Raw genomic sequence first — 25,526 nt, forward strand, 5'->3', positions numbered from 1 at the left:
AGGGGGGCGCGAGGGTGAGCTCCACGATCTCGGTGGCGGCGGCCGGCCCGGAGCACCTGGCCGGGCTCGAGGCGCTCTTCGAGGCCGCCGGCACGCCGTGCTACTGCCGCTACTACCACTTCGAGGGCACCAACAACGAGTGGCTCGCGCGGTGCTCGGACGGCCAGGGCGAGAACCGCCGGGAGTTCGCCGCGGCGCTGGCCGCGCGCAGCGATGAGGCGCGCGGCGTCGTGGCGCTCGCGCAGGGCGCGGCGGACGTGGTCGGGTGGCTCAAGGTCGCGCCCGCCGCGGCCGTGGCGAAGGCCTACGAGCGCCGCCTGTACCGGGGGCTGCCGTGCTTCGCGGGCGATCGCGCCGGCGTCTTCCTGATCGGGTGCGCCGTCGTGCACCCGCGCCATCGCCGGCGAGGCGTCGCCACCGCGCTCGTCGCCGGCGCGGTGGAGCTCGCGCCCGCCTGGGGCGCGCGCGCCCTCGAGGCCCTGCCCCGCCGCCCGCGGGAGCCGGTGAGCGACGAGGAGCTGTGGACCGGCCCGGTCTCCGCGTTCACGCGGAACGGATTCGTCGAAGTGCACACGTTCGAGCCGTATCCGGTCCTCCGCCGGACGCTGTGACGTCGCCGCGACGCGGATCTTGCGGCGAGGCGCGCCTCCGGTCGCGCTGCGCTTGCGTGCGCCGGCCGACCAGGTAGTGTCGCGCCCGCGCGCATGGCTCCCCCGTCCGAGCACCCCGACGCTCCGGCCAACGACCTTGCCGAGCAGAGCTCCTCCGCCGGCGTGGACCGCGCCGCGCCCGCCCCCGGCGCGGGCGCGGCGGCGAGCGGCCCCGGCGCGCCCGCTGCGCCGGCGTCCGCCGAGGCCTCGCCGCTCAGCCGGCAGGCATCGTCGCGGCCGCGGGGCCGGGTCGTCGCCCTCACCGGCGCCGCGTCCTTCCTCGGGCGCAACCTCATCGGGATCCTCGAAGAGGACCCCGGCATCGCCCGCGTGGTGGCCATCGACATCAAGCCGCCGGACACGGGCGGCTCCAAGCTGCGCTTGCACACGGTCGACCTGACGGCGCCCGCCTCGGAGGAGCGCGTCGCCGAGGTGCTCGCGGCCGAGCAGGTGGACACGCTCGTCCACCTCTGCTTCCTCTCGTCGCCGACCCCGGCGACGGCCTGGGCGCACGAGCTCGAGTCGGTGGGCACGATGCACCTGCTCCACGGCGCGCGCCAGGCGAGCCTGCGCAAGCTGATCCTCTGGAGCCAGACGATCCTCTACGGCGCGCACCCCACCAACCCCAACTTCCTCACCGAGAAGCACCCGCTCCGCGCCGATCCGGACGAGCGCTTCTTCGCGGACAAGATGGCCGCCGAGCGGGAGTTCAACGCCTTCGGCGCGAAGGCCAAGGGCACGACCGTCACCATCCTGCGGACCGCGCCGATCCTCGGGCCGACCGTCCAGAACTACCTCACCCGGTACCTGGCGCGGCGGCTGGTCATGACGATGCTCGGCTTCGACCCGCTGTGGCAGTTCATCCACGAGGTCGACGCGATCGCCGCCTTCAAGCTCGCCATCGACGGCGATTTCCCGGGCACGTTCAACATCGTGGGCGACGGCGTGCTGCCGGTCTCCACGATCGTGCGCCTCGCGGGCCGGACGCCGTTCCCGGTGCTGCACAGCGCGGCCGGCCCGCTCGTCGCCGCCCTCTGGGCCGCGCACGCGGCGATCGCGCCGCCCAGCTTCCTGCGCTACCTGCGCTACGTGTGCGTGGCGGACGGCGAGAAGGCGGCGCGGGTCATGGGGTTCCGGCCGGTGTACACCACGCGCGAGGCGCTCCTCGATTACATCAGCGCGCAGCGGCTGCGGGACGTGCGGCTCCTGCAGGAGACACCCGCGTGAGGCGGCTCGGGGGGTAGGGCATGGGCACGGAGCACGATCGAGAGCGCAAGGGAGCAGTGAACGGGCCGCCGGCGTCGACTCGGAAGCGCCCGGAGCGGCCGGGGTCGATGCCGGTCGTGCCGAGCATCGACGTCGAGGAGGAGGAGACCCGGTACCTGGCGCCGATCGGCCCGACGGAGGCCTCCGACGATCGCGAGACGCAGTCGTCCGAGGCGCACGCCCCGGTCGTGCCGGTGACCGCCGACGAGCTGCAGCGCCAGATCCGGGAGCTCGAGTCGCGGCTCAAGGGCGTGCTCGCCGGGAGCGCCCCGCAGGACGCGAGCGGCGGGGCCGCGGGCGGGCCCGAGACCGAGCGGAGCCCCCGCGAGGGCGGCGAGCACGTCGGTCACGGCGGTCACTTCGGTCACCTCGGTTACGCCAGCGAGCCGCCGCTGTCCGAGCCCGGGACCGCGCGAGACGTCCTTTCGACCGATTTCTACCTGCGGCAGTGGGGTCGCGCCGGCCTGCGCAGCCGCTCGGAGGAGGTCGACGAGTTCGGCTTCGATCCCAAGTACGAGGCCCGGTACAGGCCGCTCTTCGACTTCCTGTACCGGCACTACTTCCGGATCGATCTCCAGGGCGTCGAGCACATCCCCGCCGAGGGTCGGTGCCTCGTGGTGTCAAACCACTCGGGCGGTCCCATCCCGTACGACGGGCTCATGCTGCGGGCCGCGGTGCGGCGGGAGCACCCCGCGCGCCGGGAGCTCCGCTGGCTGGCCGACGACTTCGTGTACTACCTGCCGTTCGCCGGCACGATCATGAACCGGCTCGGCGCCGTGCGGGCTTGCCAGGAGAACGCCGAGCGGCTGCTCGCGGGCGAGCGGCTCGTCGCGGTGTTCCCGGAGGGGGCCAAGGGCAGCGGCAAGCTCTACAAGGACCGCTACCAGCTCCAGCGGTTCGGTCGCGGCGGGTTCATCCGGCTCTGCCTGCGCACGCGCACGCCGCTCGTCCCGTGCGCCATCGTCGGGGCCGAGGAGACGAACCCGCTCTTCTACCGGGTCGAGCACGTCACGCGCGCGCTCGGCATCCCGTACCTGCCGATCACCCCCACGTTCCCCGCGCTCGGGCCGCTGGGCCTCGTGCCCGCGCCCACCAAGTGGAAGATCCGCATGGCCGAGCCGGTGCGGTTCGACGCCTACGGCCCCGAGGCGGCGGACGACCAGATCCTGGTGCGGCGCCTCGCCGAGCGGGTGCGCGTGACCATCCAGGGGCTCCTCGACGAGACCCTGGCCACCCGGAAGTCGATCTGGTTCGGATGAAGCAGACGGTGCCGGCGGCTCCTCCGCCCATGCCCGAGCACGCCGCGGAAGGGGCTCCGCCCCCCGCCCCCGAGCGGGCGGCGGCCGTGAGGCCGCGCCCCGAGGGCGTGCTGGTGATCGACAAGCCGCGCGGTCCCACGAGCCACGACGTCGTGGCCCGGCTGCGCCGCGCCCTCGGGGTGAAGCGCATCGGGCACGCCGGCACGCTCGATCCGATGGCGTCCGGCGTCCTCGTGGTGCTCGTCGGCGACGCCACCAAGCTCGCCCCGTACCTGACCGCGCAGGACAAGCGCTACACGGCGCGGGTCGTCCTCGGGGTCGGGACGGACACGCTCGACGCCGACGGGGAGGTCACGGCGGCCCAGCCGCTTCCGGCGTGGCTCGACGAGGAGCTCGGCGCGCTCGCCGGGGCTGGCGGCCCCCCCGGCGGCGAGGCGCTCGCGGCGGCGGCGCCGCGCATCGCGGCGGCGCTCGACGCGGAGCGGTCGCGGCGGGAGCAGACCCCGCCGGCCTACTCGGCCATCAAGATCGCGGGGCAGCGCAGCTACGCCCTCGCGCGCGCCGGCCAGGCGGTCGATCTGGCGGCGCGGGCCGTCGAGGTCCGGTCGCTCGCGGTCTCCGGCGCCTCGCGCGGCGGCCCCGGCGCGCCCGACGCGGTCGCCACCCTCGACCTCGAGCTCGAGGTGAGCAAGGGCTACTACGTGCGCTCGCTGGCGCGCGACGTCGGCGCGCACCTCGGCGTGCCCGCGCACCTGTCCGCGCTCCGCCGCACCGCGAGCGGCGCCTTCACCGTGGCGCGGGCGGTGCCCCTCGACGCCGGCGCCGAGGCGCTGCGGGCGTCCCTGCGCCCGCTCGCCGAGGCCGCCGCCGAGAGCCTCCCCGTCGCCCGCCTGACCGAGGACGGCGCGCGGCGCGCCCGTCTCGGACAGCCGCTCACCGACGCCGACTTCTCCCTGGCTCCTGCGCACCCTGGCGCCGCTGTATGGCTCGATCCGGATGGAGGCGTCGTCGCGCTCGGCGCCCCGGAAGCCGTCGAGGGTGCCGACGCCGAGGGCGCCGAACGCTCGCCAGCGCTGCCCGCGACTCGATTTTCCGTCCTGCGTGGTTTTTCTGGGGAAGATCGACGTCCGTGAAAATCCTGCTCGGTAGGGGAAAAACCACAACAGAGGGCAATTCCCTGGACTTCAGCAGATCCACGGATCATGTCATTGGACAAGCTCGGCGCAGACGACCGAGCCTGGGAGTCTGTCTTGCATCGAGTCCGGAGAAAGCGCGAGGATCCCTCATCTCCTGAGATTTCGCGCCCCGGTCCGGTTGCGCTCCCCTCGCCTGTTCCGTTACGATTCGTCCGTTAGGAGCCTCGGTTTGAGTCCCGATTTCGTTCCATTGCCAGCGCTCGGCGCTGCAGTTCTCTCCGCTGTACTTGGCTCGCTGTTCGTCGGCGCCGACACTGCACTGACGACGCTGAGCGCGACGAGGCTCGGCGCGCTGATTGAGCAGTCGACGGGCCCGACGAAGGCCGCCTACGAGCGGATTCGTCAAGAAGACGCCAAGCTTCGCTCGCGTTACCTGCTCGGCTGGGTCGTATCGACCAGCCTGACCGCCGCCTGCTTCGACCTCTTCTTCCGGCGGAGCTTCCCCGAGGTGGCCCTGCTCCTCGGGCTGGCGACGACGATCGTCGTCAGCGGGGCCCTGTACGAGGTGAGCTCGACGCTGGGCCGCAAGCACGCCGATCGGGCGGCGTCGATGGCGGTGCGCTTCTTGCGCCCGCTGGAGATCGCGATGCTGCCGCTCGCCGTGCCGCTCGGCTGGATCGGCTCCAGGCTGGGGCCGCGGGAGGGTGAGCAGCCGTCGGATCCGCGGGTCGCGGAGGCGGAGGTCGAGATCCTGGTCGATGAGGTCGAGCGCTCTGGCCTGTTCGGGCGAGAACCGGCGGAGATGATCCGGAATGTGCTCGAGTTCGCCGATCGCACGGCGCGGGACGTCATGGTGCCGCGCTCCAAGGTCGAGGCGATCGAGATCTCCACGCCGCTCGAGAAGGTGCTGGAGATCGTGACCGAGAGCGGTCACTCCCGGTATCCGGTGTACAAGGATCAGATCGACAACATCGCTGGTCTTCTCTATGCGAAGGACCTGTTCAAGGTCCTCGAGGAGCGGCGGCTCAAGAACACGACGCTCCGGGAGATCACGCGGAGCCCTGCCAATTTCGTCGCCGAGTCGCAGCCGCTCTCCTCGCTGCTGCGGGAGATGAAGAGCCGGCGACAGCACCTTGCCATCGTGGTCGACGAGTTTGGCGGGATGTCCGGGATTGTCACCCTGGAGGACGTGCTCGAGGAGATCGTGGGCGACATCCGGGACGAGCACGACGAGACGGACGACGGGGCGGCGATCCAGGACCTCGGCGACGGCCGTCTGGTCGCTGACGCGGCCGTGTCGATGAGCGATCTCTCGGCGTACCTGGGCGCGGAGCTCGACCGGGAGGGGAAGTACGAGTCGCTCGGCGGCATGCTCACACAGCATGTGGGCAAGGTGCCCGAGGTGGGCACGGCCGTGAGCAAGTTCGGGTTGCGCTTCATCGTGCGCGACAGCGACGAGCGTCACATCGGAAAGGTCGAGATCGTCCGTCCGCGAGCGATGGGCGCCGGCGGCGCGGCCTGAAGCGGCCGAGTCGCCCCGAACGGACGCCCTGAAGCGGTCGACTCGGACATGACGGCCTGAAGCGGTCGAGTCGTCCCGAACGGACGACCTGAAGCTATCGAGACGGGGGGCGGTCTGAAGCGGTCGAGACGACGGGCGGCCTGCTTTCGGCCGCCTTTCCGGTCTGCCGCGGCCGAGCGGCGCGCGCCCGCACAGGAGACGGGCCCAGATCGGCGTTTTCGGCGCACAGGCGTACTCTCGTACGCCGAGCACCGAAAACGCCGAGGTGGGCCCGTATCCGCAGCGGGCGCGTGCCGCTCAGCGGGCTAGGGAGATTTTGCGGAGCTCGTTCGCGAGATCGTCGCCCTCTTTGATGAGGCCGGGCGTCTCGGTGGCGGGGTTGTCCTTGTTGCCCTCGAGGAGCTGGCGGACGTCGATCATCGCGCCGCGCAGCTTGAAGACGATCTGCTCGCTCGTGAAGGCAGCCACGGACTGAGGATCGACCGGAAGGGCCTGCAGGTCGCCGCCGGCGATGTCGCCCTTCGTCCAGCGGGTGGCCTCCTTCTCGGCGGGCTTCAACCCCTGCTGCGTCCGCTCGAGACGGGTCACCGTGTACTTCGCCGGCCAGTCCTTGCCGAACGGGAACGGCGCCTTGTTCGGAACGAGCTCGGCCAGCGTCTTGTCGCCGTCCCGGCGGAAGACCACCGAGAAGTTCACCACCGGCTCGTCCGCCTCCTTCCACGACTTCTCGACGGGCCCCTGCGCCGCCGCGAGCAGGTTCTTGAGGCTGTCCTTCGTCTTGTTGAGATCCTGGACAGACGTGGTGTAGGCGAGCACCTGGCGCATCACCCGGCCCGGGAGGCTGCCGATCTGCTTCCCCTCCAGGTTGGTGGCGTCGAACGGGACGTTGATCGCGCCGAGCTCGGTCGTGAGCTGCGCGGGGAACTTCTTCTGCGCGAGCTCCGCGGCGGCGTCCTCGAGCTTCTTGTTCAGCTCCTGCATCTTCTCGTTCGCGGCGCGCACGTCCTTCTCGAGCGCCGCGGCGCCCTCGACGGCGGCCTTGCCGCGATCGCCGCGCTCCTTCGCGCCGCCGATCGCGAAGCCCACGGCGATGCCGACCAGGGCCGCGAGGCTCGCGTAGAGCGCCGTCTTCTTCGAGGCCTTCCGGCGCTCCTGCTCGACCTCCTCCCCGACCTCGACCTTGATGGTCTGCGCGGCCGCCGTCGGCTTCGGCGGGGGCGTCTGGATCACGGGGCGCGGCTGCGGCGCGAACGGAGGCAGCGGAATGCCTGGAGAGATGCCCGGCGGGGGCGCGATGCCTCCCACGGACGGCATCGGCGGCCGCGCGCTCGGCGAGGGCACGCCACCGGGGACCGGGCTCCCGTCGGGCGGCGGCCCCGATCCGGGCTGCGGGCCAGGCACGGGGAGGGGGACGGCCGCTCCCGGTGCCCCGCCAATCGACGTTTTGCCAAGCCGAGCCTTCAGATCGATTTTGCTCTTCTTCTTTTCTTCAGCCATCGGCTCCTCGGGGACGGGATCGCTGCACCACTTCGCCCTGAAACTTCCAGCCCGCCCGAGGGAACCGACCCACCACGGCCCGAACCGGAGCTGCTCCCGCGCGAGCGGCGACAGGAGGTGACACGGGCCGGCCTCCAGCGGACCGACATGGGAGCGGGCAGGAAAAGATCAGCAACACAACGGGAGCGTCGGGCGAGCGGACGACCCGCCGGGCACGTTAGCGGCGCGCCGCCTGGAATGTCAACGCGATGGCGATGCTGGCGCGGGATGTGTTTCGGCAGGCGATCGCCAGGCCGCTCCACCGCCGCGCGACGCCGCACCGCCGCCGCGATCCGCGGCAGCGCCGTCGCCGCGGAGTGAGGCCGCTCCCGACCGTGACGCAGGCGGTCATCGGCAGCATGGCCCTCCGCGGGGGGACCGGGTAGGAAGCAGGGGCGCATGGTCTCGTTCAAGTTCGGCGGGGGCCGGCAGGCGCCGCCCCCTTCTTCCCCCGGCGGGGGCCGGCAGGCCTCACCGCCGCGGCGACCGCCGCTCCGGATGGAAACCCGGCGGGTGACGAGCTTTGATGGAACCGACATCGCCTACCGGGTGACGTCGCCGCCGTTCGAAGGGGCGAAGGTGGTGGTCCTCGTCAACGGGCTCGGCGGGCCTTACCTCGCCTGGCGGGCGCAGATCGAGTACCTCGCCGACCAGTACCGCTTCATCACGTGGGACTACCGCGGGATGTACGCGTCGAAGCGCCCGTCGCCGGACGCTCCGGACGCCTACGCCGTCGCGCGCCACGTCCGCGACCTGGAGGCGGTCCTCGCGGCCGAGGGGGTGCGGCACGGGTCGCTCATGGCGTGGAGCATGGGCGTCCAGGTCGCGCTCGAGGCGTTCCGCCGGCTCCCGGGGTTCGCCGCGAACCTGGTCCTGCTGAACGGAACGCATCGCCCGCCGCTCGAAACGATGGGGCCGCTGCCGGGCCTCGGGCGGCTGTTCCCGCCGCTCGTGGCGCTCGCCGCGCGCGCGCACACGGCCGCGAGCCGCGTGACGCGTCGCACGATCGGCCAGGCGGACGCCGTGACGTGGCTGAGGCGGCTGGGGCTGCTCGGGAAGACGCTCGACGGCGAGGTGTTCGCGGAGCTGGTGGAGCCGTTCGGCGAGGTGGACCTGGAGGCGTTCCTCCGGAACCTGCGCGCGCTGGGGATGCACGACGCCGAGGAGGTGCTCGATCACGTCGAGGTCCCCACGCTGCTCATCACCGGCGACCGGGACGCGTTCACGCCCCGGGCGCTGGTCCAGTCGATGGCGCGGCGTATTCCGCTGGCCGAGATCCTCGTGGTCCGCGGGGGGACCCATACGACCGCGCTGGAGTTTCCGGAGCTCGTCTCATTGAGGATCGAGCGGTTTTTTGCGGATCACGGGTTCTAGATCTTCGACCACCGCCTCCCGTCTCCGTCTCCCGTCTCCCGTCTCCCGTCTCCCGTCTCCCGTCTGCGTCTGGCCTCCGCGTGCGCGTGCGCGTGCGCGTGCGCGCTCCCCGTGGAACGGACGACGCGCAGGAGCGCACGAAGACGAAGACGAAGACGAAGACGGTGACGGGACGGCGAGGCGCGGACGAACACGCGCACGCGCACGAAGAGGAACACGGAAGACGAGAGACGAGAGACGAGAGACGAGAGCCGGAAGACGTGACGACGGATGCCGGCGGGGCTCGCCGCTTACTTCCGCAGCAGATCCGCAAACGGATTGTTCCGGAACCCCCCCGCCGAGCCGCCCTGCCCCTGCCCCTGCCCCTTCCCTTGCCCCTGGGCCGGCCTGCGGCCGTCGTTGCGGCCCCGCGCGTCGCCAGCCGGCGGGCCGCCCGCCTGGGGGCGCGCGCCGGCGGGGGCGCCGCCCTTCTTCGCCGTCAGCGAGATGCGCTTGCGCACGAGGTCGACCTCCAGCACCCGCACCTTGATCTTCTCGCCGACCTTCGCGACCTCGTTCGGATCCTTCACGAACCGATCCGCGAGCTGCGAGACGTGCACGAGGCCGTCCTGATGGACGCCGATGTCGACGAAGGCGCCGAACGCCGTCACGTTCGTCACCACGCCCTCGAGCTCCATGCCCGGCTTGAGATCCTCCATCGTCCGCACGTCGTCGCGGAAATTCGGCGGCTCGAACGTGGCGCGCGGGTCGCGCCCGGGCTTCTTCAGCTCGCTCAGGATGTCGTTCAGCGTGAACGAGCCGACGTCGCCGGACTCGTACTTCTTGGGATCGATCCGCGCGATCGCCGCCGTGTCGCCGATGAGCGACCCGACCGGCACGCCGAGATCCGTCGCGATGCGCTCGACGAGGCCGTAGCGCTCCGGGTGCACCGCGCTCGCGTCGAGCGGGTGCTCCCCTCCCCGCACCCGGAGGAAGCCCGCCGCCTGCTCGAACGTCCGCGGGCCGACGCCGGCCACGTCGAGCAGCCCCTTGCGGCTCTTGAACGCGCCGTGCAGGTCGCGGTGGGCGACGATCTTCTTCGCGAGGCTCGGGCCGATGCCGGCGACGCGGGCGAGCAGCGGGGCGCTCGCGGTGTTGAGCTCGACGCCGACAAGGTTGACGCAGCTCTCCACCACCTCGTCGAGCTTCCGCGCGAGCAGGCCCTGGTAGACGTCGTGCTGGTACTGGCCCACGCCGATGCTCTTCGGGTCGACCTTCACGAGCTCCGCGAGCGGATCCTGCAGCCGCCGGGCGATGCTGATCGCGCCGCGCACCGTGAGGTCGAGGTCGGGGAACTCCTCGCGCGCGACGTCGCTCGCCGAGTAGACGCTCGCGCCCGCCTCGCTCACCGGGACGCAGTACAGCTTCTCCGTGGGTCGCGGATCGGCGTTCGCCGTCTGCTCCTTCAGACCCTCCGACGCGAGCACGTCCTTCACGAACGCCTCGGTCTCGCGGCCGTGCGTGCCGTTGCCCACCGCGACGGCGCGGAGCGGGTACTTGCGGCAGATGCGGCGCAGGTCCTGCCGCGCGCGCTCGAGCGCGTCGCTGCTACCGACCAGGTAGATCGTCGTGTGCTCGAGGAGCTTGCCGGTCTCGTCGACGACGGCGCACTTGCAGCCGGTGCGCTGGCCCGGGTCGATGCCGAGCACCGCCTTCGTGCCGAACGGCGCCGCGAGGAGGAGCTCGCGGAGGTTCTGGGCGAAGACCTCGACCGCGGCGCGATCGGCCTGCATCTTCAGGTCGACGCGCACGTCGCTCTGCACCGCCGGGAGCAGGAGCCGCTTCACCGCGTCGTCCGCGGCCTTCGTGAGCTCGCCGGCCCACGGCGATTTCGGCTTCAGCCCCACCGCCGCGTGGATGGGCGGGACGAGCGGCTCGGGCGCGAGCTCGATCGCGGCGCGGAGCACGCCCTCGGCCTCGCCGCGGCGGATGGCGAGGTAGCGGTGCGACGGGATGTTCGCGACGGGCTCCTCGAAGCTCGCGTACATGTCGAACTTCGTCTGCTTGCCCTCGTGCTCCTCGTTCTTCTGGACCTTGATGACGCCCTCCTTGGCGTAGGCGTCGCGGACGAGCTTGCGCACGTCGGCGTGCTCGGCGATGCGCTCGGCGCAGATGTCGCGCGCGCCGGCGAGGGCGGCCGCCGTGTCGGGGACCTCCTTCTCGGCGCTGACGAAGGCGCGGGCCTCCTCCTCCGGGTTGCCGTCCGCCGCCTGCGACCACATGCGATCCGCGAGCGGCTCGAGCCCCCGCTCCTTCGCGATGATCGCGCGCGTGCGGCGCTTCGGCTTGAAGGGCAGGTAGAGGTCCTCGAGCTCGGCCTTGGTGCGGCAGGCGCGGATCTTCGACGCGAGCGCGTCGGTGAGCTTGCCCTGCTTCTGGATCTCCGAGAGCACCGTGCCGCGGCGCTCCTCGAGCTCGAGGAGGTAGGCGCGGCGCTCCTCGATCGCGCGGATCTGCACCTCGTCGAGCCCGCCGGTCGCCTCCTTGCGGTAACGGGCGATGAACGGCACCGTCGCCCCCTCGGCGAGCAGCTTGGCCACCGCCGAGACCCCCTGGCGCGGGAGGCTCAGCTCCTCGGCGAGGAGCGGGACGGGATCGAACGAGCCGTCCGTGCGGCTCGGGACAGCGACAGGGCTCTGCGTCTCAGTCATGGGCGCGGCATACGCGCAGGGTGCACGCGCGTCCAGGCTTGACTTGCGGGCCGCCTCAGCCGGCCGCCGCGATGACCTCGCCGTCGCGCAGCACGGCCAGCGCGCGCGGCGCGCCCCAGGGCTGCACGATCGCGTTCTCGTGCGGCAGGTCCCAGACGGCGAGATCGGCGCGGAGCCCCGGCCGCACGGCGCCGCACACGCCGCCGAGGCCGAGCGCGGCCGCCGCCTCGCGCGTCGCGCCCAGGATCGCCTCGGCGACCGTGAGGCCGTAGAGGCGCACCGCGAGCGCGAGCGCGAGCGGGAGGCTCTCGGTCGGCGCGGTGCCAGGGTTCGCGTCGCTGCCGACGATCAGCGGGACGCCGGCGGCCCGGAGCGCTGCGACGGGCGGGGGCTCCTGCCGCAGCGTGAAGCTCGCCACCGGCAGGAGCGCGGCGGCGACGCCTGCCCGGGCGAGCGCCGCGATGCCCGCGGGCGCGACGTGCTCGAGGTGATCCGCCGACGCGGCGCCGAGATCGGCCGCGAGCTCGGCGCCGCCCACGTCCGCGAACTGCCCGACGTGCACGCGCACGCCGAGCCCCAGCGCGCGCGCCCGCTCCAGCACCGGCCGCGCCTCGGCGACCGAGAACGCGCTCCGGTCGACGTAGGCGTCGACGTAGCGCGCGAGGCCGGCCGCGGCGATCGCGGGCAGCCAGGAGCGCGCGACGACGCCGGCGTAGGCGTCGCGGTCGCCGCCGGCCTCCGGCGGCAGCGCGTGCAGGGCGAGGTACGTCGGCACGACGCGGGGCAGGCGCGCGTCCCTCCCCGCCTCGGCGACCGCCTCGAGCTGCTTGCGCTCCGAGGCCTCGTCGAGGCCGTAGCCGCTCTTCGCCTCCACGGCGGTCACGCCGAGCGCCGCCATCCGGCGGAGGCGGGCGCGGAGCGCGCCGACGAGCTCGCCGGCCGTCGCGGCGCGCACCGCGCGCATGCTCGCGACGATGCCGCCGCCCGCCGCGGCGATCGCCTCGTAGTCGCCGCCGGCCATGCGGACCGCGTACTCCGCGTCCCGCGAGCCGACCCAGGGCGCGTGCGTGTGACCGTCGACGAGCCCGGGCGTGACGACCCCCGCGGCCTCGATCGCGACCGGCACGCCGGCCTCGGGCCGCAGCACCTCGCGCCGCGGCCCGACCGCCTCGATGGCGCCGCCCCGCACGACGATCGCGGCGTCCTCGATGACCCCGAGCGCGTCGCCGGCCGTGGCGCGGGACGGATCGCACGTGACGAGCCGGCGAGCGACGATCGCGAAGCGGCCGCCGCTCAGGAGAGGGCCTCGAGGAGACGGTGTCGGCCGATCCGGGTCAGGTCGCGGGAGAACCATCAGGGCCTCGTGGTGGCTGCCAGCATCACGGCGCGGGCCAGCTCAGGTGCGCTCCCCGCCGTCGCTCCCGCCGGTATAGCCGATGAGCCCTCGCCGCGCCTCGGCGTCGCCGTCGAAGAAGATCCGTCCTGCGCCCGGCGCGAAGCGCACGGGCGACGCGGGGCGAGCGCGGCCGTCGGAGCGCGTCGCGGCAGGCGCGACCGCTCCTCCGTGAGCGTCGGCGCGTCTCCTGAACGCGCTCGATGCTCCGAGACCTCCGCCGGCGCGCGGCGGGCTGGAGAAACGCCAATTGAAGTGACGACATAAGCGTCACCAACATGGAACTTTGACCGATTGAGTTAACAGTCTATCTTCCACTTGGTGGCGGCGCCTACGAAGCGAGCCCACCAGTGCGCTGCGGGCGTGGTCTGTCCGCGTGCTGCCGGCAATTCGGCATGACGGCGATGAGGCTGCTTTCCGCGGCCGCAGCGCGCCATGCCGCTCCAACAACCATGCAGCAAGACTGCGGGCCGTGCTCACGGCCCTTCGCGAGGTATTGCAATGCATCCTTCCAGATATACCGCAGTGGTCCGCGTCTTCTCGATAGCGCTCCTCGGGTCGCTCTGCGCCGTCGGCTCGCCGGGGTGCAAGGCCGAGGAGGGAGCAGAGATCGCGGGCGGGGAGACGTCGGTGCAGCGGGTGCACCACGGCTCGGTGCTGATCGAGGAGCGCTTCGCCGCGCCGGAGCACGACCTCCTGTGGGTCCGCGCCGATCGACCTCTCCAGATCGAGTTCGCCGTGAAGCAGGGTCAGGCGACCTTCGCGGGCGGCGAGGCGCGTCAGGCCGTCTCGGTCTCGTCCGATGGCTTCGTGCGCCTGCCGGCCATCCAGGCGGGGCCCGCGCACGACGAGAGCTTCATCGAGGTGTCGGTCGACGGCGCCGTGCTCTTCGATGATCTCCGCGTGGCCACGCTGCCCGAGGGCGCCGTGGCGCAGCTCGGCGAGCTCGCCGCGCCGAGCTCGGACGCGTTCGTCGCGCTGAGCGATCGCTTCGCGATCGTGGATGAGGTGGTGTTCGCGGACGACGCCGGGTGGTCCGGCAAGCGCGTATCGAGCGAAGACGACGAGGGCGACGGCGCCGGGATCGAGGCGCGCGGGCTCTGTGTCCGGGCAGCGTGGGGCCCCGGCCGGGTGGAGTGGTCGATCTCCAACCCTTCGAGCTGGGGCTACTCCGTCAAGCCGGAGACCACGACGAGCCTCGTATGGGCCGCCTCGCCCGGCCAGGACATCGACGGCATCTACAACAGCAGCTGGGGCTGCGGGACCGCCTACAAGGTGCCTGACTCGTGCACCGCGACGGTCACGAGCAGCGGCATCTCCTGCTGCTGCAACGCCGCGATGGCAGCGCTCGGCCATGTCTGTGCCTGGGTCAACCCCGGCGCGATCGGCTGGGCGAACTGCCCCTTGTGAGGGCGAGGCCCGCCGCGCGCTCCGCGTCGTTCCTCACGGGCCCTCGGGCGGAGTGATCGAGGACGGGAGCCAGCGATCGCAGCGGCGATGAGGCCGTCGCGCGCGCGATCTCACGTCGCCGCCCCGGCCGCGCGCGCGGCCTGCGCCCGCTCGATGTCCGCGAGCACCGCCCGCGACGCGGGCCCGCCGACGACGTCGGCGAGCGCCTCGGGCGACGCGACCGGTCGCGGCGGGCAGCTGCGGCGCAGCTCGAGGCAGCGGCCGGCCGCCTCGGCGCAGCGCTCGCGAAAGCGCGGATCGCGCTCGGCCCTGCGCACGAGCGCCTCGTGCGCGCGATCCTGCAGGTCCTCGTCCTTGCAGACGAGCAGCGCGTCGCAGCCGGCCTCGATCGCCGCGGTGGCGGCCTCCTCGACCGGATGGTGCGCCGCGATCGCGGCCATCTCGAGGTCGTCCGAGAAGAGCACGCCCCGAAAGCCGATCTCGCCGCGCAGGAGGCCGGTGCAGACGGCCCGGGAGAGCGTCGCCGGCACGCCCGGATCGAGCGCCTCGACGACGATGTGCGCCGTCATCAGCGACGCGACGCCGGCGCGGCAGGCGGCGCGGAACGGCGGCAGCTCGATCTCCTCGAGGCGGCCGCGGCCGTGGGCGATGGTCGGGAGCGCGAGGTGGCTGTCGAGCGCGGTGTCGCCGTGCCCCGGGAAGTGCTTGCCGCACGCGAGCACGCGCTCCTCCTGGAGCCCCTCCAGGAACGCGACTCCGCCCTGCGCGGCCGTGCGCGGGTCGCGGCCGAACGCGCGATCGCCGATGATCGGGTTCGCGGGGTTCGAGTCGACGTCGAGCACGGGGGCGAAGTTCAGGTTGATGCCGACGGCCCTGAGCTCGGCCGCGACGGCGCGCGCCGCGCGGCGCAGCAGCGGGAGATCCAGGAGATCGCCGAGCGAGCGCATCGGCGGCAGCTTCAGGAACGGCGCGGGGAGCCGCGTGACGCGGCCCCCCTCCTGGTCGATGCCGAGGAAGGGCGGCCGATCCGGGCCGCACGCCGCGGCGAGCGCCGAGGAGAGCCGCAGCGTGGCGGCCATGTCGGGGACGTTGCGCCGGAAGAGGATCGCGCCGCCCCTCCGCCCCTCGGCGAGCGCCCGGAGGTACCGGGCCGGCGGCTCGGCGCCGTCGAAACCGCCCACGATGAGCTGACCACACAGGACCTCGAGCGCCAGATCGAGCTGCACCGTCCACCACCTCTCGCGCGGCGCAGGCGCGTGGCTGGCCGCAGGGTCCGTTCGTAAACGACTCGGGCCGACGAGGCCACTTTTGAGGGGCGCGCCGGCAGCGAGCCCCGCGCCGCGGCCAGCCCGGTCAGAACCGGAGCGCGATCTTGCCGAAGTGTCCGCCGCTCGCCATGTGGTCGAGCGCCTGCCGGATCTCGGTGAAGGGGAACACCCGGTCGACCACCGGCCGGAGGCCGTTCGCCGCGATCGCGCGGTTCATGTCCTCGAACATCGCGCGCGAGCCGACGAAGATGCCCTGCGCGGTGATCTGCTTCATCAGGAAGGGGAACAGGTTGAGCGCCGGCGCGCCGCCCGAGAGCACGCCGATGAGGCTCACCCGACCGCCGACCCGCACCGCGCGGAGCGACCGGGCGATCGTGCCCTCGCCGCCCACCTCGATCACGTGATCCACCCCCGCGCCGCCGGTGAGCGCGAGCACCTGCGTGTCCCAGTCGGGCGTCGTGCGGTAATTGATGGTCTCCGACGCGCCGAGCGACCGCGCGCGCTCGAGCTTCTCGTCGCTGCTCGAGGTGACGATGACGCGGGCGCCCGCGGTCCGGGCGAGCTGGAGCGCGAGGATCGAGACGCCGCCCGTCCCCTGCACGAGCACCGTGTCGCCCGCCTTGAGGTGGCTCGACGCGAAGAGCGCGTTCCAGGCGGTCACCGCGGCGCACGGCAGCGTGGCCGCCTCCTCGTCCGTGAGGTGCGGCGGGACCGCGACGACCCCCTCCTGATCCACGAGCACCTGCTCCGCGAGCACGCCGGGCAGCTCCCCGCCGAGCGCCGCCTTCGTCTTGGCCCAGGAGATCTCCCCGTCGATCCAGCGCTGGTGGAAGATCGGGGACACGCGATCGCCGACTTTCACCCGCGTCACCCCCTCCCCCGCGCCGATCACCTCGCCGACCCCGTCGGAGAGCGGGACGAGCGGCAGCGAGAACTTCGGGTTGTAAAGGCCCTTCGTCACGAGCAGGTCGCGGTAGTTGAGCGACGCGGCCTTCATCCGGAGGACGATCTGCCCGGGACCGGGCTTCGGATCCGGAAGGTCCATCGGGCGGAGCGCGTCGAGGCCGAACGAACCCTGAATGGCGAACGCTTTCATGCGGATCCTCCTTGAGCGACGGTGGCTATCTCATGAGGGCTGGACTCGGTCAACGTGAGAGGCAACGTGAGAGGCAACGCGAGCGGCAACGCCGGAGGCAATGCGAGAGGTAACACGAGCGGCAACGCGAGGTCAGCGCGGTCGGCGCCGCGCGTCGCGCATCGCCTGGGCGGCGAGCCAGAGGCCGGCCGCCATCACCAGCGCCGCGCCGAGCAGCTGGCGCGCCGACGGGATCTCGCCGAGCCAGGCCGCGGCGAGCACGTGCGAGAGGACGACCCCGACATAGCCGATCGCGCCGATGCGCGCCGCGTTGTCGAGCCCGTAGGCGCGCGTCATCGCGAGCTGCCCGAGGCCGCCGGCAAGCCCCGTCCCGACCAGCAGGACGAGGCCGAGGGCGTCGGGCGTCCGAAAGACCGGGATCGACAGGAAGATCATCGCGGCGCTCGCCACGAGCGAGAAGTGCAGCGCGATCGACTCGGGGCTCGCGCGCGTCCCGCTCCCGCCGATGCGGCGCAGCCAGATCATGGCGAACGCCGAGAAGACGGCGCCGAGCGTGGCGACGAGCGCGACCTCGCCCGCGATCGCGAGCCGCGGCGCGGCGACCAGCGCGACGCCGGCGAACGCGAGCACGGTCGCGAGCCAGAGGCGCGGGCTGCTCCGCTCGCCGAGCAGCCGCGGCGCGAGAAGCGCGACGAAGATCGGGCTCGTCGCGCCGAGCGTGACCGCGTCGCCGAGCGCGATCTCCGGCGTGCCCAGCGTGTAGAAGGTGCAGAGCATCGCGCCGGTGCCGCAGAGCGAGCGCGCCCACGTGAGGCGCCGGTCGCCGCGGCTCATGGAGAGCGGCGCTCGGCGGACGAGCGCGACGCCGAGCGCGGTGGCCGCGCCCACCAGCGTGCGCGAGGCCGCCACCTCGGGCCACGGGGCGCCCTCCGACGAGAGCCGCGCGAGGACGTTCATCGCGGCGAAGAGCGCCTGGGCCAGGATCATCCACAGGACACCCGCGGTCGGGTGCGCCGCGCGCCCCTCGCGCTCCGCGGCGAGGACGATCGCGGAGGCCCCGGGCGGGTGCGCGGCGACCGCACCCTGTGACGACGACGACGTGCTCACGAGGCGCATCGCTTACCACCTCGCCGCCGCGCGCGCCGCCGCGCTCCCTGGTGCGCGCGCGGCAGCGAGGCGCTACCGTCGCAATGATGCGCGCGATCACGAGGAGAGGACGAAGAGCAGGAGCGATGTGCGGCCGGCGGGAGCGCTGGCGCGGGGCGCCCTGGCTGGGGCTCATCGCCGCGGGCGCCCACGCCCTCGGGTGCGGCGCGAGCGCCGGGAGCGCGCCGCCCGAGGGGCCGCCGTGGGACATGACCGCCGAGGCGGCGGCGGAGGAGGGCGCGCGGCCCTCGGGCGGCGAGGCCGCGGGCGCCGAGCCCCGCGGCGGCGGCGCGGCGCAGGCCGCGTCGGCGCCGCCCGCGCGGGGGAAGCTGATGACCCGCGCGGAGGCGGGGCGGTACGTGATCGAGCTGGTGAACCGCGATCGGAAGGCGCACAAGCTGCCGCCCGTCCGGTGGGACGAGACCGCGGCGCGCGCGGGGCGGCGGCACGCGGAGGACATGGTCCGCGTGGGGTTCACCGGCCACTGGGGCAGCGACGGCGCGGTCCCGGAGGAGCGCTACACCGCGGCCGGCGGCGACGGCTTCGTCATGGAAAACGCCGGCTGCTTCGCCGACGCGATCCCGCGCGAGCTCGACCCGGACCCGCGCTTCTCCGCGGAGAGCCTGGAGCGCGTCCACCACGCCTTCATGAACGAGAAGCCCCCGGCCGACGGGCACCGGCGCAACGTGCTCACAGCGTCGCACACGTCGCTCGGGGTCGGGCTCGCCAAGGCCAAGGGGCTCGACATCGCCTGCATGGCGCAGGAGTTCGTCGACGACTACGGGACGTACCAGCCGCTGCCCAAGCGGGCCAAGGTCGGCGAGGTGATCCGGGTGGCCGGCGAGATCGACGCGCCGGCGAAGATCGCGGGCGTCGGGATCTCGCGGGTCGAGGCGGGCAAGCCGATCCCGCCGGAGAAGCTGCTCAAGATGGGCGGATACCCGATCCCGCCGCCCTACGCGACGTTCTTCCCGAAGGGCTTCAAGACGCCTATTCCTCTTCAGGTGAACGGCAATCGATTCGACATCCAGGTCCCGCTGGACGACCGGAAGCGCCCTGGCCTCTACGGCGTCAGCGTCTGGGCGACGTTCCCCCCCTCCAACGAGCTCAAGATGGTCTCGCTCCGCACGATCGACGTCGGCGGCAAGGGAGGCGGTCGGTGAACCACAGCCGCCCCCCCGCGTCATCGGCGTCGGAGGAGCTCGACGCGGTCAAGGTGCTCGATCACCTGGTCCGCCGCGCGGTCTCGATGGGCGCGAGCGACATCCACGTCGAGCCGAAGCGCGACGGCATCCGCGTGCGCTACCGCGTCGACGGCGTGATGGTGGCGCAGGGGCAGATCCCGATCGAGATCGCGCCCGCGCTCACCTCGCGCGTGAAGGTGCTCGCGCGGATGGACATGACCGAGCGGCGCCTGCCGCAGGACGGCCAGTTCAGCCTGGAGCTGTACGGCCACCCGCTCATCCACCTGCGCGCCTCGACGTTCCCCGCGATCCACGGCGAGACGCTGGTGATGCGCGTGCTGCTCAGCCACCAGCTGATCCCGCTCGACAAGCTCGGGCTCTCGGAGGGCGACCTGCCGCGGGTCCAGGGGCTCGCGGACCGCGCCTCGGGGCTCATCGTCGTGTGCGGGCCGACCGGGTCCGGCAAGACGTCGACGCTCTACTCGCTGATCAAGGTGATGAAGACCAGCGAGCTCAGCATCGTGACCCTGGAGGACCCGATCGAGGTCGAGTTCGCCGACATCACGCAGGGGCAGACCAACCCGAGGCAGGGCTTCACGTTCGCGACGGGCCTGCGCGCGATCCTGCGGCAGGACCCGGACGTGATCATGGTCGGCGAGATGCGCGACCCCGAGACGGCGCAGATCGCGCTCCAGGCGAGCCTCACGGGGCACCTCGTGCTGTCGACGCTGCACACCTCGGACGCGGTCGACACGGTCGCGCGGCTCGTGGACCTCGGCGCGGAGTCGTGGATCGTGGCGAACGCCCTGCTCGCCGTGATCGCGCAGCGGCTCGTGCGGCGGCTCTGCGAGGAATGCGCGGAGACGTACGAGCTCGAGAGCGACGTGACGGGCGAGGAGGACGAGGTCCTCATCGAGAAGGGCACAGAGCTGAAGCGCGCCGTCGGTTGCCAGACGTGCCACCTGACGGGCTACCGGGGGCGGATCGGGCTGTTCGAGATGCTGGAGCTCGACGACGACCTGCGGGATCTCGTCAAGGCGCGGGCGGGGAAGCGCGCGTACCGGGAGGCCGCGCGCAGGGTGGGGCTCGTCCCGCTCCGGGAGGCCGGGCTCGCCCGGGTGAAGGAGGGCGTCACCTCCCTGGACGAGGTGCTCCGCGTGACGTGACGCGCTTCTGATGCAGAGAGCGGCGCTCGCCTGGAGCAGCGAGCGCCGCCGGTCAGGTGGCCTGCGAGGCGCCGTCGTCGACGGCGTTCTCGGCGATGACGCCCTTGTACCAGAGCGCGCTGTCCTTCGGGGTGCGGCGCTGCGTCTCGTAGTCCACCCAGACGATGCCGAACCGCTGAGAGTAGCCGCGGTCCCACTCGTAATTATCCATCAGCGACCACACGAAGTACCCGGCGACCGGCGCCCCGGCGTCGATCGCGCGCCGCGCCGCGACGAAGTGATCGCGCAGGAACTTCAGCCGCTGCTCGTCCGGGATGCGGCCGTTCTTGTCCGGCCCGGTCGAGTAGGCCGCGCCGTTCTCCGTCACGTAGAGCTTCGGCACCCCGTACTCCACGTGCAGCCGGATGAGCAGCCGACGCAGGCCTTCCGGGTACACCTCCCAGTTCATCTCGGTCTGCTCGGACGCGGGGGCGACGTGCACCGTCCTCGGCAGGTTCTGCTCCTCGGGGACCTTGGTGCTCCGCAGCACCGCCCGGGAGTAGTAGTTGAGCCCGAGGAAGTCGCACTGCGTCGCGATGATCTCGAGATCGCCCGGCTTGCACACGGTCAGCCCCTCCGGCGGGAGGTAGCCCAGCTTGATGTAGTCCGCGATCATGTCCGCCGGGTAGTGCCGGCCGTAGAGCGGATCGAGGAACCAGCGGCTGAAATACCCGTCGTAGTGGCGGGCCGCGTCGTAATCGGCGGCGCTCGGCGACGCGGGCATCGCGTAGTTCATGTTCAGCGTGATGCCCACCTCGGCGCCGGGGCTGTTCTTGCGCAGCACGGGCACCGCGAGGCCGTGCGAGAGCAGGAGGTGGTGGCTCACCGTCAGCGCCTTGCTGAAATCGCGCATGCCCGGCGCGTGGATCCCCTTCTCGTAGCTGAGGAACGCCGTGCACCACGGCTCGTTGTGCGTGATCCACTTCTTGACGCGATCGCCGAGCTTCCGCGACACCGCGTCGGCGAACTCCACGAACGCGTCGGCCGTCGAGCGGTGCAGCCAGCCCCCGACCTCGTCCTGGAGCACCTGCGGCAGATCCCAGTGGAACAGCGTCGCGTACGGCTCGATCCCGGCCTCGAGCAGGCCGTCCACCAGCCGGCTGTAGAAGTCGAGCCCCTTCTGGTTCACCGCGCCCCGGCCGTTCGGGAGGATGCGCGGCCACGCGATCGAGAACCTGTAGGCCATCAGGCCCAGGCTCTTCATCAGCGCGATGTCCTCAGGCCACCGGTGGTAGTGGTCGCACGCGACGTCGCCGTTGGTCCCGTCCGTGATCTGGCCGGGCGTCTTCGCGAAGCGATCCCAGATCGACTCGCTGCGCCCGTCCTCGCTCGTGGCACCCTCGATTTGATAGGAGGACGTCGCGGCCCCCCAGACGAACTTGTCGGGAAATCTCAGAGACGGCATGTTGTGTTGTGATTCTCCTCAGACAGGCACGGCCTCGACGGAGGCGGGCACCTTGCGGTCGTAGTGCGCGGAGGGCGCGACCGAGCCGGGCGAGTAGAGGTGGCAGCGGACCCAGTGCCCCGAGCCGACGTCGACGGCCGCCGGCATCGCCTCGCGGCACGTGTTCATCACGCTCGGGCAGCGATCGGCGAACGGGCACCCCGGCGGCGGGTTGATGAGCTTCGGCGCGCCGGAGCGGGCCGGGAGCTCGCTGCGGATCGAGCCGTTCGGGTCCGGCACCGCCGAGAGCAGGAGCTTCGTGTACGGGTGCGCCGGCTGCTGCATCAGCTCCTCGCTGGGCGCGCCCTCCACGATGTGGCCGGCGTACATCACCATCGTGCGATCCGCGACGTAGCGCGCGCTCGCGATGTCGTGCGTGATGTAGAGGTACGAGATGCCGCGCTCTTCCTTGAGGCGCTCCATCAGGTTGAGGACGCCCATGCGGATCGAGACGTCGAGCATCGAGATCGGCTCGTCCGCGAGGATCACGCTGGGATCCACGGCGAGGGCGCGGGCGATCGCGACGCGCTGCCGCTGGCCGCCCGAGAGCTGGTACGGGAACTTGGCCGCGACCTCCGCCGGCGGGTTCAGATCGACCGTCTTGAGCAGCGCGTGCACCTTCTCCCGGAGGATCGCGGCGTTCGGCGCCTTGTTGTGGAGCAGGAGCGGCCGCTCCAGGTGGTAGCCGATCGTGTGCACCGGGTTCAGCGAGCCGAACGGATCCTGGAAGATCATCTGCACCTGCCCGCGGTAGGCGAGCGAGGCGCGGTTCGGCTCCTCCTTCAGCACGTCGCGACCCTTGAACAGGATCTGCCCGCTGCTCGGGGGCATCAGCCGCGCGAGCAGCCGCGCGATGGTGCTCTTGCCGCTGCCCGACTCCCCGACCAGCGCGATGACCTCGCGCTCGGCCAGCGAGAACGAGGCGTCGTGCAGCGCCCGGAGCTGCTGCGTGCGCAGCCCGCCGCCGACGGGGAAGAACTTGGCGAGGCGCACCACGTCGAGGACAGGCGAGACATAAGGTTGCGTCATCGTCATCGTCAGTAGAGGTGGCAGGCGCCGCGGTGCTCGGGCGCGATTTCACGGAGGACGGGCAGCTCGTTCTGGCAGGTCGCGAAGGCCTGCGGACACCGGGGGTGGAAGCGGCAGCCGGGCGGCGGGTTGCGCATGTCCGGCGGCGAGCCCGGGATGCCCTGCAGCCTGCGGCGCGGCCCGCGGACCGAGGGGAACGACCCGAGGAGCCCCTGCGTGTACGGGTGCTTCGGATCGCTGAACAGGTCCTTGGCGCGGGCCGTCTCCGCGAGCTTGCCCGCGTAGAGGATGGCGATGCGCGTGGAGAACTCGGCGATGAGCGAGAGGTCGTGCGTGATGAAGAGGATCGAGAAGCCCAGCCGGTCCTTGAGGTCGGCGATCTGCTGCAGGATCTCCTTCTGCACGACGACGTCGAGCGCCGTCGTGGGCTCGTCCATGATGAGGAACGGCGGCTTGAGCGCCATGGCGATCGCGATCACCACGCGCTGGCGCATGCCGCCCGACAGCTGGTGCGGGTAGCTCGACAGGCGCGACGTGTCGATGTTCACGAGCTTGAGCAGCGCGGCCGCGCGCTCCATCGCCTGCGCCGGCGTCACGCCGTCGTGCGCGATGATGGGATCCGCGATCTGCTCGCCGATCGTCAGCACCGGGTTGAGCGCGGTCATCGCGCTCTGGAACACGAGCGCCATCTTCCGCCACCGGAAGGCTCGGAGCTGATCCTCGGTCATGGACAGGACGTCCTGCCCGGCGAAGAGCACGCGTCCGCCCGTGATCACCGCCGGCGGGCGGAGCAGCCGCATGATGGCCATCGCCACCGTCGACTTGCCGCTCCCCGACTCGCCGGCGAGGCCGAGCACCTCGCCCGGGGCGATGTCGAACGAGACGTTGTCGACCGCGCAGACCGGACCCGTCGGGGTCATGAACTCGACCCGCAGATCCTGAACCGAGAGAATCGGACTAGGCGCCATGAGCCCTCACTACCGGCGTTGACGGACCAGCCGCGACCTTGCGGCTCTTGAGCATACGCGACCAGGCCCCCTCCGCGCGGAGCCGCGGATTCGAGATCTCGTCGATGGCATAGTTGATCAGGGTGAGCGCGAACCCGACGAGCGCGACGCACACGCCGGTGGGCACGATGGTCCACCAGGCGCCCGTGAGGAGCGCGGCGTTGTTGCTCGCCCAGTAGAGGTTCGTCCCCCAGGTGACGGCGCTCAGATCGCCGAGCCCGAGGAACTCCAGGCCGACCTGCGCGCCGATGGCGTAGATCGTCGCGTTGATGAAGCCGGACATGAGGAGCGACGTCATGTTCGGCAAGATCTCGAGGAAGATGATGCGCGCGCTGCCCTCGCCGCTCACGAGCGCCGCGGAGACGAAGTCCTTGTCGCGCAGCGCGAGCACCTGCGACCGGAGCACGCGCGCGTTCCACGCCCAGCCGGTGAGGACGAGGACGAACAGGATCGTCAGCGGCCCGGCCGGCAGGTAGGCCGCGATGACGACGGCCATCGGCAGGCCGGGGATGATCAGGAACACGTTCGTGAGCAGCGAGAGCACGTTGTCGATCCAGCCGCCGAAGTAGCCTCCGGCCATGCCGATGATCGCGCCGATCGCCATCACGGCCAGGCCCGTGGCGACCCCGACGGCCAGCGAGGTCCGCGCGCCGACGATCGTCTGCGCGAGCACGTCCTGACCCTGGCCCGTCGTGCCGAAGAGGTGCTCGGCCGAGGGCGCCTCGTGCGGCATGCCCACGAACGCGTGCGGATCCTGCCGCACGAACGTGGGGCCGAGCAGCGAGAGGAGCAGGAAGAAGAGCACGATGAGCGTGCCCACCATCGCCTTGCGGTTCGAGAGGAGGAGGCGGAACCACCCCGCCGCGCGGGAGACGCCGCCCCCGCTGTTGCTTTGTTGCGCAGCCATCGCTTCTCCTGGAGCCAGACCTCAGCGCGTGCGAGCGCGGGGATCAAGGAAGACGTAGATGATGTCGACCAGGAAATTCGCCCCCAGCACGGCGAACGTGATGGTGAGGAAGATCCCCTGCATGAGCGGGTAATCCTGGTTGCGGACCGCCTGGATGAGCAGGTAGCCCTGCCCCGGGTACGAGAAGACGATCTCGGTGAGCAGCGAGCCGGCGAGCACGAACCCGAGCGCCATGCCGAAGCCGGTCACGTTGGGCAGGAGGGCGTTGCGCGCGGCGTAGGTGAACATGACCCGCCACTGCGAGAGCCCCTTGGCCTGGGCCATCGTGATGTACTCCTCGGACAGCACGGTGACCATCGCGCTGCGCATGCCCAGCATCCAGCCGCCGACGGTGGCGATGACGATCGACAGGCCGGGCAGGACCATGTGCGACAGCACGCTCCCGATGAACTCCAGGCTCCACTCGGGCGAGAGCGTGTCGCTGTAGGCGTGGCGCAGCGGGAAGAGCCCGAGCACGAAGCCGAGGATGTAGAGCGACACCATCGCGAGCCAGAAGTACGGGAACGCGCCGAGGAACATCAGGACGGGCGGCATCACCGAGTCGAGCAGGCCGCCCCGCTTCCACGTCGCGATGATGCCGAGCAGCGTCCCCAGGCCGAAGCTGATGACCACGGCGGCGCCCGACAGCAGCAGCGTCCAGCCGAGCCCCGTCGCGATCACCTCCGTCACCCGCGCGGGGAAGTGCGCGACGGAGGTGCCGAGATCGCCCGTCAGGGTGTGGCCCAGGTAGGTGATGTACTGCTTGTAGAGCGGCTCCCCCGTGAACCCGAACGCCTTCCGCAGCGCCTCGATCGCCTCCGGCTGGAGCTGGCCGCGGAAGCGCGCGAACATCGCCGAGGCGGGATCGCCCGGCATGAGCCGCGGGATGATGAAGTTCAGGGTGAGCGAGGCCCACGCCGCGATGAAATACAAGCCCAGCTGTCGAAGAAGGTAACGCACAGAAG

Annotated in this window: 20 protein-coding genes; 9 read left to right on the top strand and 11 right to left on the bottom strand. The window is 72.0% G+C overall.

Annotated features, from left to right (window positions below):
* Positions 1–14: 14 nt before the first annotated feature.
* From WME98_RS51100 to WME98_RS51120, 5 genes are all read left to right on the top strand, one after another.
* Entirely contained in the window at positions 15–611 is a 597-nt protein-coding gene (locus WME98_RS51100; protein ID WP_437948862.1) for a GNAT family N-acetyltransferase, read from the top strand.
* A gap of 93 nt (positions 612–704) precedes the next feature.
* Positions 705–1,877: an NAD-dependent epimerase/dehydratase family protein gene (locus WME98_RS51105; RefSeq protein ID WP_437322310.1), complete on the top strand. Its 1,173-nt coding sequence runs from the start codon at positions 705–707 to the stop codon at positions 1,875–1,877.
* A gap of 107 nt (positions 1,878–1,984) precedes the next feature.
* The gene (locus tag WME98_RS51110) at positions 1,985–3,175 is read left to right on the top strand and encodes a lysophospholipid acyltransferase family protein (protein WP_437954134.1); all 1,191 of its coding nucleotides are present in this window, start codon (positions 1,985–1,987) and stop codon (positions 3,173–3,175) included.
* Positions 3,172–4,308 carry a tRNA pseudouridine synthase B gene (locus tag WME98_RS51115; protein WP_437948863.1) on the top strand — a complete coding sequence of 379 codons (1,137 nt, stop codon included), beginning with the start codon at positions 3,172–3,174 and terminating at the stop codon, positions 4,306–4,308. The genes WME98_RS51110 and WME98_RS51115 overlap by 4 nt, the downstream gene beginning before the upstream one ends.
* 232 nt (positions 4,309–4,540) lie before the next feature.
* Positions 4,541–5,833, top strand: coding sequence for a hemolysin family protein (locus WME98_RS51120; RefSeq protein ID WP_061624785.1), 1,293 nt, complete (start codon positions 4,541–4,543; stop codon positions 5,831–5,833).
* 297 nt (positions 5,834–6,130) lie between these two features.
* On the opposite strand, the gene WME98_RS51125 is transcribed toward WME98_RS51120, so the two are convergent.
* Positions 6,131–7,063, bottom strand: coding sequence for a formin (locus WME98_RS51125; protein ID WP_437948864.1), 933 nt, complete (start codon positions 7,061–7,063; stop codon positions 6,131–6,133).
* A 705-nt stretch (positions 7,064–7,768) separates the two neighbouring features.
* On the opposite strand from WME98_RS51125, the gene WME98_RS51130 reads away from it, so the two are divergent.
* Positions 7,769–8,743, top strand: coding sequence for an alpha/beta fold hydrolase (locus WME98_RS51130; RefSeq protein ID WP_437948865.1), 975 nt, complete (start codon positions 7,769–7,771; stop codon positions 8,741–8,743).
* Between the two features lie 290 nt (positions 8,744–9,033).
* Here WME98_RS51130 and WME98_RS51135 read toward each other — a convergent pair whose 3' ends face one another.
* Positions 9,034–11,433, bottom strand: coding sequence for a Tex family protein (locus tag WME98_RS51135; protein ID WP_437948866.1), 2,400 nt, complete (start codon positions 11,431–11,433; stop codon positions 9,034–9,036).
* A gap of 55 nt (positions 11,434–11,488) precedes the next feature.
* Positions 11,489–12,787 carry an imidazolonepropionase gene (gene hutI, locus WME98_RS51140; RefSeq protein ID WP_437948867.1) on the bottom strand — a complete coding sequence of 433 codons (1,299 nt, stop codon included), beginning with the start codon at positions 12,785–12,787 and terminating at the stop codon, positions 11,489–11,491.
* A 540-nt stretch (positions 12,788–13,327) separates the two neighbouring features.
* On the opposite strand from hutI, the gene WME98_RS51145 reads away from it, so the two are divergent.
* Complete coding sequence (locus tag WME98_RS51145; RefSeq protein ID WP_437948868.1) at positions 13,328–14,236, top strand: hypothetical protein; 909 nt, start codon at positions 13,328–13,330, stop codon at positions 14,234–14,236.
* A 110-nt stretch (positions 14,237–14,346) separates the two neighbouring features.
* Here the strand turns inward: WME98_RS51145 and nagZ are convergent, their stop codons facing one another.
* The 3 genes from nagZ to WME98_RS51160 form a co-directional block, all read right to left on the bottom strand.
* On the bottom strand, positions 14,347–15,462 hold the full coding sequence (gene nagZ / locus WME98_RS51150; RefSeq protein ID WP_437948869.1) for a beta-N-acetylhexosaminidase: 1,116 nt from the start codon (positions 15,460–15,462) through the stop codon (positions 14,347–14,349).
* A 127-nt stretch (positions 15,463–15,589) separates the two neighbouring features.
* Positions 15,590–16,600, bottom strand: coding sequence for a zinc-dependent alcohol dehydrogenase family protein (locus WME98_RS51155; RefSeq protein ID WP_437322320.1), 1,011 nt, complete (start codon positions 16,598–16,600; stop codon positions 15,590–15,592).
* 132 nt (positions 16,601–16,732) lie between these two features.
* A complete protein-coding gene (locus WME98_RS51160; RefSeq protein ID WP_437322321.1) occupies positions 16,733–17,716 on the bottom strand; it encodes a DMT family transporter in 984 nt (327 codons plus the stop codon).
* Positions 17,717–17,832: 116 nt separating this feature from the next.
* Here WME98_RS51160 and WME98_RS51165 point away from each other — a divergent pair, with 116 nt between their 5' ends.
* Entirely contained in the window at positions 17,833–18,909 is a 1,077-nt protein-coding gene (locus tag WME98_RS51165) for a CAP domain-containing protein (RefSeq protein WP_437948870.1), read from the top strand.
* Positions 18,906–20,096, top strand: coding sequence for a GspE/PulE family protein (locus WME98_RS51170; RefSeq protein WP_437312363.1), 1,191 nt, complete (start codon positions 18,906–18,908; stop codon positions 20,094–20,096). The genes WME98_RS51165 and WME98_RS51170 overlap by 4 nt, the downstream gene beginning before the upstream one ends.
* Positions 20,097–20,148: 52 nt before the next feature.
* Here the strand turns inward: WME98_RS51170 and WME98_RS51175 are convergent, their stop codons facing one another.
* Genes WME98_RS51175 through WME98_RS51195 form a run of 5 tightly spaced genes read right to left on the bottom strand, consistent with a single transcriptional unit; the run spans position 20,149 to position 25,521 of the window.
* Positions 20,149–21,540 carry a GH1 family beta-glucosidase gene (locus tag WME98_RS51175; protein WP_437948871.1) on the bottom strand — a complete coding sequence of 464 codons (1,392 nt, stop codon included), beginning with the start codon at positions 21,538–21,540 and terminating at the stop codon, positions 20,149–20,151.
* Between the two features lie 18 nt (positions 21,541–21,558).
* Complete coding sequence (locus tag WME98_RS51180; protein ID WP_437948872.1) at positions 21,559–22,614, bottom strand: ABC transporter ATP-binding protein; 1,056 nt, start codon at positions 22,612–22,614, stop codon at positions 21,559–21,561.
* A gap of 2 nt (positions 22,615–22,616) precedes the next feature.
* Positions 22,617–23,576 carry an ABC transporter ATP-binding protein gene (locus WME98_RS51185; protein WP_437322325.1) on the bottom strand — a complete coding sequence of 320 codons (960 nt, stop codon included), beginning with the start codon at positions 23,574–23,576 and terminating at the stop codon, positions 22,617–22,619.
* The gene (locus tag WME98_RS51190) at positions 23,566–24,522 is read right to left on the bottom strand and encodes an ABC transporter permease (RefSeq protein WP_437948873.1); all 957 of its coding nucleotides are present in this window, start codon (positions 24,520–24,522) and stop codon (positions 23,566–23,568) included. The genes WME98_RS51185 and WME98_RS51190 overlap by 11 nt, the downstream gene beginning before the upstream one ends.
* A 21-nt stretch (positions 24,523–24,543) precedes the next feature.
* On the bottom strand, positions 24,544–25,521 hold the full coding sequence (locus WME98_RS51195; RefSeq protein WP_437948874.1) for an ABC transporter permease: 978 nt from the start codon (positions 25,519–25,521) through the stop codon (positions 24,544–24,546).
* Positions 25,522–25,526 lie beyond the last annotated feature (5 nt).

The sequence above is a fragment of the Sorangium sp. So ce296 genome (assembly GCF_051529605.1).
GTDB classification, from domain to species: domain Bacteria; phylum Myxococcota_A; class Polyangia; order Polyangiales; family Polyangiaceae; genus Sorangium; species Sorangium cellulosum_D.

What these genes read in the sequence shown, in the direction of transcription:
- WME98_RS51105 (WP_437322310.1), top strand. Translation starts at nt 705, where the DNA reads ATGGCTCCCCCGTCCGAGCACCCCGACGCTCCGGCCAACGACCTTGCC.
- WME98_RS51110 (WP_437954134.1), top strand. Translation starts at nt 1,985, where the DNA reads ATGCCGGTCGTGCCGAGCATCGACGTCGAGGAGGAGGAGACCCGGTAC.
- WME98_RS51115 (WP_437948863.1), top strand. Translation starts at nt 3,172, where the DNA reads ATGAAGCAGACGGTGCCGGCGGCTCCTCCGCCCATGCCCGAGCACGCC.
- WME98_RS51130 (WP_437948865.1), top strand. Translation starts at nt 7,769, where the DNA reads ATGGTCTCGTTCAAGTTCGGCGGGGGCCGGCAGGCGCCGCCCCCTTCT.
- WME98_RS51135 (WP_437948866.1), bottom strand. Translation starts at nt 11,433, where the DNA reads ATGACTGAGACGCAGAGCCCTGTCGCTGTCCCGAGCCGCACGGACGGC.
- hutI (WP_437948867.1), bottom strand. Translation starts at nt 12,787, where the DNA reads ATGGTTCTCCCGCGACCTGACCCGGATCGGCCGACACCGTCTCCTCGA.
- WME98_RS51145 (WP_437948868.1), top strand. Translation starts at nt 13,328, where the DNA reads ATGCATCCTTCCAGATATACCGCAGTGGTCCGCGTCTTCTCGATAGCG.
- WME98_RS51155 (WP_437322320.1), bottom strand. Translation starts at nt 16,600, where the DNA reads ATGAAAGCGTTCGCCATTCAGGGTTCGTTCGGCCTCGACGCGCTCCGC.
- WME98_RS51160 (WP_437322321.1), bottom strand. Translation starts at nt 17,716, where the DNA reads ATGCGCCTCGTGAGCACGTCGTCGTCGTCACAGGGTGCGGTCGCCGCG.
- WME98_RS51165 (WP_437948870.1), top strand. Translation starts at nt 17,833, where the DNA reads ATGTGCGGCCGGCGGGAGCGCTGGCGCGGGGCGCCCTGGCTGGGGCTC.
- WME98_RS51175 (WP_437948871.1), bottom strand. Translation starts at nt 21,540, where the DNA reads ATGCCGTCTCTGAGATTTCCCGACAAGTTCGTCTGGGGGGCCGCGACG.
- WME98_RS51180 (WP_437948872.1), bottom strand. Translation starts at nt 22,614, where the DNA reads ATGACGATGACGCAACCTTATGTCTCGCCTGTCCTCGACGTGGTGCGC.
- WME98_RS51185 (WP_437322325.1), bottom strand. Translation starts at nt 23,576, where the DNA reads ATGGCGCCTAGTCCGATTCTCTCGGTTCAGGATCTGCGGGTCGAGTTC.
- WME98_RS51190 (WP_437948873.1), bottom strand. Translation starts at nt 24,522, where the DNA reads ATGGCTGCGCAACAAAGCAACAGCGGGGGCGGCGTCTCCCGCGCGGCG.